Consider the following 12,356-nt stretch of genomic DNA (forward strand, 5'->3'; position numbering starts at 1 on the left):
AACTTTTAATCGATGCTTTTCTCTCTTTCTGCTGACAGTTGTTTCCCAACCATATAACCGAAGGTCATGGCCGGGCCGAGCGTAATACCACCACTGGGATAAAACCCGCGCATCACACTCGACATATCATTACCAATGGCATACAGGCCGTTTATTGGTTGTTGTTGGGCATTCAGAACACGGGCGTGTTCATCAGTAATCAATCCGCTAAATGAACCGAGCGATCCCGGAAGAATGCGTACAGCGTAAAATGGAGGATGGCATAATGGACCAAGCGTAGGATGCAAAGGATGTTGCGTGTCGCCTTGTGCCAGGTTGTATGCGGATGCTCCACGTTGAAATTCGTTATCAACCCCACTTTCTGCTGCAGCATTAAACTGTGACACCGTTGCCATCAATTGGGGGCCATCAATCGCGCACTTTTCTGCTAAGGCTGTCAGTGAGTTGGCGGTTTGCAGATACCCTGAACGGACCCATGCCTGGGCATTGAAAGGTGACGGGCGTGCGTGACCAAGGCCGTATCGGCGCATGGAGGGGCCGTCTGCCAGTAGCCAGGCGTGTGGTGTTTCGCCTTCAGGTGTGGCGGCGAGTAAAGCAGCGATAAAATCATGGTATGAATCAGCTTCATTAACAAAGCGCTTACCATTAGGGAGAACAGCGATAAAACCAGGTTTGGCGCGTTCAACCAGATGCGGGAAAACCAGCTGTAATCCACTATCGAGAGTGACACGTGACACCGGGGCCCACGCCATTGGATGCTTGAGAGTGTGATCAAATTGTCCACCAACGGATTCTCCCAGCCGGATACCATCACCCTGATTACCTGGCGGAGCGGCGGAAAAATGCCCGTACCCTTCAGTGGCGTGTGGTACATGTTTTGCCAGACGCTGGCGATCATGGGGAAAACCACCGCAGGCAAGAATCACCGCGTTAGCTTTAACAGTCAGATTGCCGCTGTCTGTTCGCAGCGTTGCACCTTCAATGCCTTTCAGTGAGTGAATGAGTTGTCCAACCGGGGCATTCAGCTTAAACTTTACGCCCAGATCCAGTGCCGAACGCAGCAAGCGTGCCACCAGAGCATTGCCATTCACCAGATGCTGTCCACGACCATAACGCAAACGCTGCCATCCATGACGCAACAGGCGACGTGTAGTATAAAAGGCAGAGCGCGGCGAACGAGTAGCATTAAAAAAATGCGCCATATCGCTACCGCCAGCAATCCCCATGCCTGCCAGGCTAATAACTTCCAGTGGTGGACGCAACCGGTATAGCCATTCTCCTAACTGTTTACCATCGAAAGGTTGTGCCGTAACTGAGCGCCCTCCATGAGCAAATCCTGGCGAGTTATGAAAATCAGGCATTCTGCTACCGGACAAAAACTGGACAGCAGTGTTCTGACGAAAAAACTCAATCATTTCCGGGCCATAGTGTAAAAATGCTTTCAGCCTGGCATCAGCTGCCTGACCTGCCATTTCGTGGCTGAGATAATTGAGCGGTGCACTGGCATCTTCCTGAAAACCTTCTTCCCGGGCGAGTGGATTACGCGGGATCCACAACCAACCACCCGACCAGGCACTGGTGCCACCGATAACAGACTCTTTTTCCGCCACCAGGACTTTGGCGCCAAAATGGGCGGCAGTTACTGCCGCTGATAAACCAGCCGCACCTGAACCGACCACCAGAACATCAACCTTGATTTGCCCGCTCATGGCCTGTTCCTTATTGCAGTGGGGAGAAATCTGTCGGACGCATCAACACCGACTCAAGACGTTCAACAGCGGCCAGTTCGCGATTCTTGCGCGAAAAGGTGAGCCAGCGTTCGTCCTGTGCCATTCGTGTACGACGGACCAGACGATCATCCAGGCTCTCATACGCCCAGATATGAACAACCTGGTTAACAACACCGATTTCAGTAAAGAAAAAGCCAATGAGTTTGCCGAGATGTTCTGTTTGTACTGCCAGAGCATCGCTTTTATAGAGGGCCAGCCAGTCGGCCATTTTCAGTGGGTTAATGGTGTAGGTACGTTTTTCATAAATCATGACAATCTCCTGTTTATGGTGTCTGTTGTTGTGCCATGTGGCTGGCGGCGAGATAACCAAAGGTCAGCGCAGGACCGAGTGTGATACCTGGGCCGGGGTACGTTCCCGCCATAATGGAATCCATATCGTTTCCCACCGCGTAGAGGCCCTTTATCGGGCAACCACTTTGGTTGAGCACCTGAGCATCAGGTGTGGTGACCAGTCCTCTGGATGTACCCAAATCGCCGGTATAAAGGGTGATAGCGTAAAACGGAGCCTCAAGCAGAGGCGCATTACAGGCATTTGGCTGGTGGGCAGGATCACCCATTGCCTGGTTGTAACTGTTAGCGCCTTTCCGAAATTGCTCATCTCTACCATTGCTGGCGTCATGGTTGTATCGCGCTACGGTGGCTTCCAGTTTTGCAGCATCAAGCCCCAGAAGCTGCGCCAATTCGTTCAGACTCTGTGCTTTGTACAAATATCCTGCCCGTACCAGTGCGTCATTATTGACAGGCGACGGACGTGCCAACCCCAGGCCATAGCGTTTCATCGCCAGGGCATCGCAGAGCAAATAACAAGGGGCATTTTCCGCCTGGCTTTGCATGGCACTGGCAAAGTGATGGTAAGAGTTAGATTCATTAACAAAGCGCTCTGCTTGCTGGTTAACCGCGATGACACCCGGCTTGGCGCGATCAGTCACAAGATGGGGGAATCGTTCCTCACGGCCATCAGGATGACGAAGTACAGAAACTGGCGCCCAGAAGAAATTAGAAGGGAGATCCGCACCTTGCCGGGCATTAATAGCAGCGCCTAAACGTAACGCAGCTCCGTCATTTGTACCCGGAGACATAGTGAAATGTTCACGTGTTTGAGGACGAAACTGAGCAGCCAGTTCACCAGCAGCAAACCCTCCAGCGGCGAGCACTACACCATAGCGGGCATGAACAATGTGTTGCTGACCATGTTGTTCAATTTGCACGCCTGTAACGGTGCCGTTTTCCGCGATTAAAGATAAAACATTGACGTTAAGCTCCAGTGTTAATCCCTTACGAAAAGCCACATGAGCCATACGAGCAATAAGTGCATTACCCATTGCAAGGCGTGTTCCCCGGTGATAACGCAGGCGGTCGCGACCATAGCGAAGTAATAATTTGCTACAGTGCAGCAAGGAGTGAAGCGAGCGGCGCATATCGAGAAAATGCTGGATATCGACACGGTTAACCATCATTCCACCGAACAGCAACATTCCCGGTGGCGGCGAACGTAAGTCAGCAAAGCGAGTACCCAGGGCGCGCCCGTCAAATTCGATGACTTCCAGCGCCCGGCCAACATCTACCGCGCCAGCTTCATCGGGATAGTAATCGGGGGATAAAGGACGCAAACTGTATTTAACAGCTCCTTCGCTTTCAAGAAATGCCAGTGCTTCACGGCCCTGAGCCACAAAAGCGTTTATCATTTCTGCCCGGTAGTTTTCAGGACCAACAATGGCTTGCAGATAGGTTTTTATTGCCTCGGCAGAATCATTTTTCCCCAGCTCTCTCGCCTGGTCGGTATCGTGAAGCCATACCGCGCCGCCTGAAATTGCTGACGTTCCACCAAACTGCTCTGCTTTCTCCAGCATCAGTACTGAAAGCCCTTTACAGCAGGCGGAAACGGCAGCGGCAAAGCCTGCTGCGCCGCTACCAATGACAACGACATCCCAGCTTTTCATGCTGCGGCCTCTTCCTGTTGAGGCATCGCTCCGATAAATTCGCCCATCAGTTTCATTTGTGCCAGTGCCATTTCTGGCCCGGTCTGGATAACACAACCACGCTGCTGAGCAAAAGTTAGCAGTGGTGTCATCACAGGGGCAGTGACTACGTCAGCAACATGCGTAGCCGAAGTTAATGTTTCCAGTAACGCTGGCGGGATGGGTAAAGGATCAAAGCCCACCATTCCGGCAGGAGAACCATTAATAAGGATATCAATATCCTGTAAAGTTTCTGGTAATGAAGAGAGATGAACATGCGGGAAATGTGTGGCAAGACGATTAAAGAGACTCTGTTGCATTGCCGGATTTTGATCATAAATGGCAAGATGAGTCGCACCTGCTTCACAAAGCCCCCATGCAATGGCACTTCCGACACCGCCACAGCCAGAAAGCAAGGCTTTCTTACCTGATGACTGAAAATTATGTTCTTTTGCAGCCAGCAAAAATCCCACACCATCCAGCATGTCGCCCTTCAAACGACCATCAGGCAATTTTCTCACTACATTGACGGCATTCAGATGCATGGCACGTGGGGATAATTCATCAAGTAACGCGGCAACCCGTTGTTTGTGTGGAACAGTAACCAGTACGCCGCTCATATTTTTCCAACCGCGTAGCGCATTCAGATAACCCTCCACCGCATCTGGTTCGATATCAATCGGGATCATAACGCTGTCCATCTGCTGTTGAGCAAAGTAACGGTTAAAGTTTTCTGGCGATTTAACCTGGTTGATAGGGTGCCCGATAACAGCCACAACCTGAGTGAATCCAGTAATCATAATTTGCTCTCTTGTTAACTTAATGTTGCTTAAGTATTTCAACGGAATCTGAGAGCAGCAATGCAGAATTCGGACAGCTTGCCTGTTAATCGCACCACCATTGCGATAATCGCGCTACAATTACTTTTTTGTTGCAAAAATGTGAACTGCTATACAAAACCAGATACATCAGCGGGATTTGATCGTTGGTCTGCAAAAGGGGCTGGCGCTGATTCAACTTTTCTCTAAGGAATTTCCTCGATTAACTGTTCCTCAGGCGGCAAAACTGAGCGGATTAACGCAAAGTGCGACAAGGCGCTTTTTCCTGACGCTGGTCCATGAACGTTATCTGAATACCGATGGGCGGTATTACTGGCTTACAGCCCGAACACTGCGGCTCGGTCAGGCGTATGTGGACTCCGCTCAATTTCCAAAGATGGTGAGGCCGATAGTTGAGTACGTCGCCAGTCGTAGCGAAGAACATGCGTCAGTGGGGGTTATTGATGACGACGAGTTGGTTTATATCGCCCGTAGCAAACATACGCCGTTTAATTCAACCTCAGTACGTCTGGGTGAGCGTGTGCCCATCCATTGTACAGCCGGAGGCCGGTTATGGCTGGCTTCCCTTGATGAAGCCGAATGTGAAATGGTGCTACGGCGCATTCGATGTGAGCAAAGAACGCCATATACAGTGACGGATATTCAGCTGCTAAAGGCAAAAATTGCTGAAGTTCGAGAGTTGGGCTACGCCACCGTTGAGCAGGAATTTGAGATTGGCATGTTGGTGATTGCTGTACCGCTAATCGACAGAGAAGGACAATACTGGGGAGCGCTAAGCCTGACCAGTCATCAGTCCAGAACTTCAATCGAAAAGTTGTGTCGTGATCATTTGGATCTTCTCTACAGTGCCCAGGCGATGTTGTTTGGTTAAAAGGCTAAATAATTATATTATTGTGTGAAAATAATTTTTTATCAAAGGACTGAGTTAAATGTTTGTGAAGTTTAAAAGATTGGTGTTAATCGTTCCTTTTATTTATAGTGGTTATCTTTATGCAAATGATGTGTCGCCGCATGAATATAAAATAGAGAAAATATATAAAGAAATAATGCAAGGTAATAACACGTCATTAACCCAGTTGCAATTGCTGGCTAAGACAAATGATCCTCAGGCTCTGGTTACTTTAGGCTTTATATATGAGCATGGCGTTGCTAATGAATACGAAGTTACCGTTGAGGCGGATTTAGAAAAGGCACTCAGCTATTATTCTCAAGCCTGTAACTTAGGCGGTGAGTATGGATGTTATAATGCCAGTTACTTTTACCAATACGGAAAAAGGGTAAAACAGAGCAGTGAATTAGCTGAGCAATATGCGAAAAAAATGAAAGTATCAGATCTTTCCGTTTCTGAGCATTTAATAAAAGATACTATTGAAAAGGTCTGGTCACTGAAAAATAAAGCCGAAGCAGATAACACTCATCGCCCTGAGTTTCTCCATTTTGTTAGTAGATCTTTGAATCAGGCAACAGATAGTGATTTGATATTCTGGCAGCGAATAGGTTTTGGTAAAAGCGAAATTTTTAAACTGGCGATGCAATGGGCACAGGATTGTGACCCTCAAATAACGTATATGGTTGCCAGGTTTTATCTCGAAGGATATTCAATTCTTGATGACAGGCATTCATTAGAAACAAAACAGGAAGCGTTGCAATGGTTTCGCTGGACTGCCGAACACGGTTACGCGCCAGCACAGTTTGCGTTAGGCAGCGCCTGGGAAACTGGCAGCGCCGGTCTTAAAGTTGACAGGAAGGAGGCAAAAAAATGGTATCAACTTGCTGCAAACCAAAAAAATAAAGACGCTCTGCTTGCATTAGGCAAGATTTACTATTCGGGCCTTGATGGCAAGGTTGATTATACGAAAGTCCTTTCTCTTTTTGAGCAAGCGGAACATGAAGGTGCGGCAAAAGGTGCATTGTGGTTAAGCTGGATGTATTACAACGGGCTTGGGAGTCCAGTGGATTGTAATAAGGCCAGGAGTTTTTACGAAAAAGGTGCCGGGCTAAATGACCAAAAAATATCAAAAAATGAATATATTGATCATTGCCAGTCAGACCAACGGAGTAGAGAAAGCTCAGTTGATACCTTACCTGAATTAACGATTGATCATTATGGTTCTTTTGACGCTGGTAGTGATGAACGTCCAAAAATATGTGATCAAAGTTTTAAAATTAACGCCAATAAAATTACAAATATGTCATCATTACGTCTTACGTTAGAACTGGAAAATAATGAAGGTATAACAAAAGAATATGTGGTTCCAGTACCTCCTTTTAGCTTAAATACATTAGGCATAGATATGAATAACAATCCAATAAATAATATGCAAACTCATATTGATATACCTGTCTATGAACAAAATTTATGCGCTTTTTATGATCTCACTTTTAAGGTTAAATCCGCGACAGCGATGCTGAATGGTAAACAACACGATTTGTTAAAAGAAGGATATATTCAGCCTCAAGATAAATAAGGAGTATTTATGGTAACCAAAAATGTGGGGTGCTAATTGAGATGAAGGTTATTTCTGTAGAGGTAATCTTCGTGTTACTTACAAAATTAAGCATCCGTCTGGTAAGGAAACTATCCAAACGGTCGGTTTTGCACCTTTTGGCTTAAACCGACTGAATATTAACTTTACCGATAACATAATCGGTTCGTTTAATCGCAGGGGCAATAAAAAAACCCGCCAGAGTAAGCGGGTTTTTTGATGACGATAATATTTACCACACAGCAGCCAGCAGCGTATGCGAGTCCGGCACCATAAAATCAACGGACATCATTACCGAGAGGGCAGTGATGGCGATGATAGAGAAGCCGAACAGCTTGCGCGCCCAGATTCGATCATCAGCAACTTTATAACCACGCAGCGCCATACCTAACCACCAGACGCTAACCGCCGCGGCGACCACCAGATATTTATATCCAGCGTAACCGCCAAGAGAGAGCATCAGCGTGGCAACAGCAAAGGCGATGATATACAGCGTGATGTGGTTTTTCGCTACCGAAATGCCTTTCACCACCGGCAGTACCGGAATGTTTGCCGCCTGATAATCCTTAAAGCGGAAAATGGCGATGGCATAAGAATGAGGCATCTGCCACAGACTGAAGATAGCCAACAGGATTGCTGCGCCGCTATCGAACTCGCCTGTCACTGCACAGTAGCCAATCACCGGCGGCGCTGCGCCGGAGAGAGAACCAATCAATGTGCCGTAGACCGAGTGGCGTTTCATGTACAGGCTGTAAACGCCGACATAAACCACAAAGCCCATCACCCCCAGCCAGCAGGCCAGCGGATTCGCGCCAAACCACAGCAGCATAAAGCCAGCAATACCCAGCAAGGTGGCGTACACCAGCGAGACAGCAGGAGAGATCAGGCCCTTAACCAGCACCCGATTCTTCGTCCTTTCCATCTTTCTGTCGATATCCCTGTCGATGTAGTTGTTAAACACACAACCCGACGCCACAACCAGTGACACCCCAACCAGCGTGTAGATAAACAGGGGATAATCAATGCTGCCCTTTGAGGCCAGCAAGAATCCCCCAATCACCGAGATCAGGTTGCCAAAGATGATGCCTGGTTTCGTTACTTGCAGGTATTGCTTAAACATCATAACCGCCGCTCTTAGTGCATCATCATGTTGTAGTTGAGGTTCCACATAATCCAGATGGAGCCGACAACCAGGATAGCGATGATTAGCACGGTGAAGACAAACGCCGTCATGTTCCAGCCTTCATCTGATTTGGTATTCATGTGCAGGAAACACACCAGATGCACCAGAACCTGTACCACTGCCATTGCCAGGATTGTTCCCAGAATTACGGCCGGAGAAGCAGCCCCTGTCATCACCATCCAGAACGGAATCACCGTCAGAATGATCGACAGGATAAACCCTGTCATGTAGGTTTTTACGCTGCCATGGGACGCGCCGCTGTGATCGGTAGAATGACTCATTACATCGCCCCCATCAGATAAACAACAGTGAACACACAGATCCAAACCACATCCAGGAAGTGCCAGAACAGGCTCAGGCACATGATGCGGGTACGGTTAGTGCTGGTCAGGCCGCGACGGGCGATCTGCACCATCAGCACTGCCATCCAGATAAGACCGGAAGTCACGTGCAGACCGTGCGTTCCGACCAGCGCAAAGAACGCTGACAGGAAGCCGCTGCGATCCGGGCCCATGCCGTTAACAATCAGGTGATGGAATTCATAGATTTCCATCCCGATAAATCCGGCACCAAACAACCAGGTCAACGCCAGCCAGGAGATAACCTGGCTTTTGTTGTTTTTGTACATGGCGATGGCCGCCATGCCGTAGGTGATGGAGCTGAACAACAGCAAGAAAGTTTCAACCAGAACGAACGGCAGTTCGAAAATGTCCTTACCTGTCGGGCCACCTGCGGTGCCGTTCACCAGAACGGCATAGGTAGCAAATAAGATAGAGAACAGAATGCAGTCGCTCATCAGGTAGATCCAAAATCCGAAGATTTTGGTTCCGCCTGCATCGTGGTGCCCGTGTTCGTGCGCGTGGGCAGTCGCGTGCGTCAAAGTATCAGTTGCCATTTTTCAGCCCTGCCTTAGTAATCTCATCGAAATGCTGGTTTTCCAGTTTTTCGATTTCTGCCACCGGCACGTAGTAATCCACGTCCTCGTCGAAGCTTTTCACGATCCAGGTGATGATCATGCCTGCGAAGCCAACAATCGCCAGCCACCAGATATGCCAAATCATGGCGAAACCGAAGATGGTGGAGAAAGCCGCAATGACGATACCGGCACCGCTGTTTTTCGGCATATGAATTTCTTCATAGTGGTCAGGCTTTTTGTACGCTTCGCCTTTCTCTTTCATTTCCCAGAATGCATCACGCTCGTGAACGTGCGGCACAACGGCAAAGTTATAGAACGGAGGCGGGGAAGAGGTTGCCCACTCCAGCGTACGGCCACCCCACGGGTCGCCAGTCAGGTCACGGTTCTGGTCGCGGTCGCGAATAGAAACGTACATCTGAATAACGAGGCAGAGAATACCCAGCGCAATCAGTACTGCACCGCTGGCTGCAATCATCAGCATGGTGTGGAACTGCGGGTCAATCTGCTGGCTCAAACGACGGGTCATGCCCATGAAGCCCAGCGCATACAGCGGCATAAAGGCAACGAAGAAGCCGATGATCCAGAACCAGAACGCGCGTTTACCCCAGGTTTCGTTCAGTTTGAAACCGAACGCTTTAGGCCACCAGTAGGTCATCCCTGCGAAGCAGCCGAAGACCACGCCACCGATGATCACGTTATGGAAGTGCGCAATCAGGAACAGGCTGTTATGCAGAACGAAGTCTGCGCCAGGTACTGCCAGCAGCACGCCTGTCATACCGCCCACCGAGAAGGTGACGATAAAACCGATGGTCCACAGCATCGCAGAATGGAACACGATGCGGCCCTGATACATGGTGAACAGCCAGTTGAAGATCTTCACCCCGGTCGGGATGGCGATAATCATGGTGGTGATACCAAAGAAGGCGTTTACGTTCGCGCCCGCACCCATCGTAAAGAAGTGGTGCAGCCAGACGATGAACGACAGCACGGTGATACAGACGGTTGCCCATACCAGCGAGGTATAACCAAACAGACGTTTACGCGAGAAGGTTGCTGCAATTTCGGAGAACACACCGAAAACAGGCAGGATCAGGATGTAAACTTCCGGGTGGCCCCAGGCCCAAATCAGGTTGATGTACATCATCATGTTGCCACCCATATCGTTGGTAAAGAAATGGGTGCCCAGATAGCGATCCAGGGTCAGCAACGCGACGGTAACCGTCAGAATTGGGAAGGAGGCGATAATCAGTACGTTCGCGCACAATGATGCCCAGGTAAATACTGGCATCTTGAACATGGTCATGCCTGGTGCGCGCATCTTCAGAATGGTAACGAAGAAGTTGATACCGGTAAGCGTCGTACCTATACCGGATAGCTGGAGACTCCATATCCAGTAATCGACACCGACTCCCGGACTGTACTCTATTCCCGATAGCGGTGGATAGGCCAGCCAGCCGGTCTGCGCAAATTCGCCTACGCCGAGAGAAACGTTAACCAGAATCACACCAACAACGGTAAACCAGAAGCTTAAGTTGTTGAGGAACGGGAACGCAACGTCACGCGCGCCGATCTGCAGCGGAACCACCAGGTTCATCAGACCGATAACGAAAGGCATTGCCACGAAGAAGATCATAATCACGCCGTGCGCGGTGAAGATCTGATCGTAGTGGTGAGGAGGCAGGAAGCCTGCTTCGCCCGCCGAGGCAAGGGCCTGCTGGCTACGCATCATAATGGCGTCAGCAAAACCACGCAGCAACATCACAATCGCCACGATGATATACATGATACCTAGGCGTTTATGGTCGACGGAGGTCAGCCACTCTTTCCACAGGTAGGTCCACTTACCGAAGTAAGTGATCAGGCCAACGAGCGCCAGACCTCCCAAAATAATGCCAGCGATCGTAACCATGACGATAGGTTCATGGAACGGGACTGCATCAAGTGATAATTTTCCGAACATCTTTATTCTTCCTCAACCCCTTTAATGGGCGGATTCCGCGTGGCTCATGTCCATGCCTTCCATACCTTCGTGTGCACTGTGCTCACCTTCTGGCTGGGTCATGTCCATGCTCTTACCGTGAGCCATAAACTTGTTAATCACGTCGGCAAACAAATCTGGTTTCACGTTGGAGAAATATTCCACCTGGTTGTATTCGCTAGGCGCGGCCAGTTTTTCGAACGCTGCCATATCAGACATGGTGTTCGGCGACTGTTTCGCTTTTGCGACCCACTGGTCGAATTCGGCGCGATCCGGTGTTGCAATAGCTTTGAACTTCATGCCTGAGAAGCCCGGGCCGCTGTAGCTGGCGGAGATACCATCATAAGTACCGGGTTCGTTGGCGATCAGATGCAGGCGAGTCTGCATACCGGCCATGGCATAAATCTGGCTACCCAGACGCGGAATGAAGAAGGAGTTCATCACGGAGTTGGAGGTCACTTTGAAGTAAACCGGAGTGTTCGCCGGGAAAGCGATTTCATTCACGGTAGCAATGCCCTGTTCCGGGTAGATGAAGAACCATTTCCAGTCCATGGAAACCACTTCGATGGTAATGGGCTTCTCGTCGTGTGCCAGCGGCTTGCTAGGCTCAAGAGCGTGAGTGGTTTTCCAGGTCAGTACCGCAAGGAAGATGATGATTAAGATAGGTACCGTCCAGACCACAGCTTCCACTTTATTGGAGTGTGACCAGTTCGGGCTGTACTTAGCATCTTTATTGCTCGCACGGTACTTCCAGGCGAAACCAACAGCCATCAAGATTGCGGGAATAACGACAATCAACATCAGGCCAAATGCCGTCAGTATCAGTGAACGTTGCTCCAGACCAATCTGTCCTTTGGGATCTAACAGCGCAGAATTACAGCCACTGAGCAATACAGTGCCTGCAAATAATGACAACCATCCCAAACTTTTATTGTATTTCCTGAGTCTCATTTAACGACCTCAATTCCACGGGATCTGGTGGCGTTTAAAGTGTGTGGGCATTTTACGGGAAGGTTACATTACTGTAAACATGATTAAATTCCTGTTACTTGGATTTGGCTGTCAGGTCACATATGTTGCAAAACATATCAAGTTGATTTTAAGAAGCTGTTGCAAAAGGGTGTTATAACGAAAGGGGAGTGCAGAAGGCTTTTGGGCGGGCAATTGGTATAACCAATGCGAAATAAAACAATTGATTAACAAATA

The 12,356-nt window shown here is 49.1% G+C and carries 11 protein-coding genes and 1 pseudogene; 3 read left to right on the top strand and 9 right to left on the bottom strand.

Features of this window, described 5'->3' with window-relative positions; genetic code table 11:
• Window positions 1-5: 5 nt before the first annotated feature.
• From K0335_RS13060 to K0335_RS13075, 4 genes are read right to left on the bottom strand one after another with little or no spacing between them, the layout of a single operon-like run.
• Entirely contained in the window at window positions 6-1,709 is a 1,704-nt protein-coding gene (locus K0335_RS13060) for an FAD-dependent oxidoreductase (protein ID WP_219393856.1), read from the bottom strand.
• 10 nt (window positions 1,710-1,719) lie between these two features.
• On the bottom strand, window positions 1,720-2,040 hold the full coding sequence (locus K0335_RS13065; protein WP_000638822.1) for an NIPSNAP family protein: 321 nt from the start codon (window positions 2,038-2,040) through the stop codon (window positions 1,720-1,722).
• 13 nt (window positions 2,041-2,053) lie between these two features.
• The gene (locus K0335_RS13070; RefSeq protein ID WP_219393857.1) at window positions 2,054-3,730 is read right to left on the bottom strand and encodes an FAD-dependent oxidoreductase; all 1,677 of its coding nucleotides are present in this window, start codon (window positions 3,728-3,730) and stop codon (window positions 2,054-2,056) included.
• A complete protein-coding gene (locus K0335_RS13075; RefSeq protein WP_219393858.1) occupies window positions 3,727-4,548 on the bottom strand; it encodes a shikimate dehydrogenase in 822 nt (273 codons plus the stop codon). The genes K0335_RS13070 and K0335_RS13075 overlap by 4 nt, the downstream gene beginning before the upstream one ends.
• Before the next feature lie 151 nt (window positions 4,549-4,699).
• Between K0335_RS13075 and K0335_RS13080 the strand changes: the two genes are divergently transcribed.
• From K0335_RS13080 to K0335_RS13090, 3 genes and pseudogenes are all read left to right on the top strand, one after another.
• Window positions 4,700-5,458, top strand: coding sequence for an IclR family transcriptional regulator C-terminal domain-containing protein (locus K0335_RS13080; protein ID WP_001180907.1), 759 nt, complete (start codon window positions 4,700-4,702; stop codon window positions 5,456-5,458).
• 58 nt (window positions 5,459-5,516) lie between these two features.
• Entirely contained in the window at window positions 5,517-7,055 is a 1,539-nt protein-coding gene (locus tag K0335_RS13085) for an SEL1-like repeat protein (protein ID WP_219393860.1), read from the top strand.
• 64 nt (window positions 7,056-7,119) lie between these two features.
• A pseudogene (locus tag K0335_RS13090) lies at window positions 7,120-7,245 on the top strand (sel1 repeat family protein); the annotation flags it as partial.
• A gap of 60 nt (window positions 7,246-7,305) precedes the next feature.
• Here K0335_RS13090 and cyoE read toward each other — a convergent pair.
• From cyoE to cyoA, 5 genes are read right to left on the bottom strand one after another with little or no spacing between them, the layout of a single operon-like run.
• Entirely contained in the window at window positions 7,306-8,196 is an 891-nt protein-coding gene (gene cyoE, locus K0335_RS13095; protein ID WP_000971336.1) for a heme o synthase, read from the bottom strand.
• Window positions 8,197-8,207: 11 nt separating this feature from the next.
• A complete protein-coding gene (locus K0335_RS13100; RefSeq protein ID WP_000019869.1) occupies window positions 8,208-8,537 on the bottom strand; it encodes a cytochrome o ubiquinol oxidase subunit IV in 330 nt (109 codons plus the stop codon).
• Window positions 8,537-9,151 carry a cytochrome o ubiquinol oxidase subunit III gene (locus K0335_RS13105; RefSeq protein ID WP_000179819.1) on the bottom strand — a complete coding sequence of 205 codons (615 nt, stop codon included), beginning with the start codon at window positions 9,149-9,151 and terminating at the stop codon, window positions 8,537-8,539. The genes K0335_RS13100 and K0335_RS13105 overlap by 1 nt, the downstream gene beginning before the upstream one ends.
• Entirely contained in the window at window positions 9,141-11,132 is a 1,992-nt protein-coding gene (gene cyoB / locus K0335_RS13110; protein ID WP_000467180.1) for a cytochrome o ubiquinol oxidase subunit I, read from the bottom strand. Before cyoB ends, K0335_RS13105 begins: the two co-directional genes overlap by 11 nt.
• A 21-nt stretch (window positions 11,133-11,153) precedes the next feature.
• A complete protein-coding gene (gene cyoA, locus K0335_RS13115) occupies window positions 11,154-12,101 on the bottom strand; it encodes a cytochrome o ubiquinol oxidase subunit II (RefSeq protein ID WP_001239441.1) in 948 nt (315 codons plus the stop codon).
• Window positions 12,102-12,356: the final 255 nt, after the last annotated feature.

Origin of the sequence: Escherichia sp. GZ89, assembly GCF_019366485.1 — a bacterium.
GTDB lineage: Bacteria > Pseudomonadota > Gammaproteobacteria > Enterobacterales > Enterobacteriaceae > Escherichia > Escherichia fergusonii.

Bases quoted from the DNA above. Each gene is read 5' to 3' on its own strand.
- K0335_RS13060 (WP_219393856.1), bottom strand. From the start codon at position 1,709: ATGAGCGGGCAAATCAAGGTTGATGTTCTGGTGGTCGGTTCAGGTGCG.
- K0335_RS13065 (WP_000638822.1), bottom strand. From the start codon at position 2,040: ATGATTTATGAAAAACGTACCTACACCATTAACCCACTGAAAATGGCC.
- K0335_RS13070 (WP_219393857.1), bottom strand. From the start codon at position 3,730: ATGAAAAGCTGGGATGTCGTTGTCATTGGTAGCGGCGCAGCAGGCTTT.
- K0335_RS13075 (WP_219393858.1), bottom strand. From the start codon at position 4,548: ATGATTACTGGATTCACTCAGGTTGTGGCTGTTATCGGGCACCCTATC.
- K0335_RS13085 (WP_219393860.1), top strand. From the start codon at position 5,517: ATGTTTGTGAAGTTTAAAAGATTGGTGTTAATCGTTCCTTTTATTTAT.
- cyoE (WP_000971336.1), bottom strand. From the start codon at position 8,196: ATGATGTTTAAGCAATACCTGCAAGTAACGAAACCAGGCATCATCTTT.
- K0335_RS13100 (WP_000019869.1), bottom strand. From the start codon at position 8,537: ATGAGTCATTCTACCGATCACAGCGGCGCGTCCCATGGCAGCGTAAAA.
- K0335_RS13105 (WP_000179819.1), bottom strand. From the start codon at position 9,151: ATGGCAACTGATACTTTGACGCACGCGACTGCCCACGCGCACGAACAC.
- cyoB (WP_000467180.1), bottom strand. From the start codon at position 11,132: ATGTTCGGAAAATTATCACTTGATGCAGTCCCGTTCCATGAACCTATC.
- cyoA (WP_001239441.1), bottom strand. From the start codon at position 12,101: ATGAGACTCAGGAAATACAATAAAAGTTTGGGATGGTTGTCATTATTT.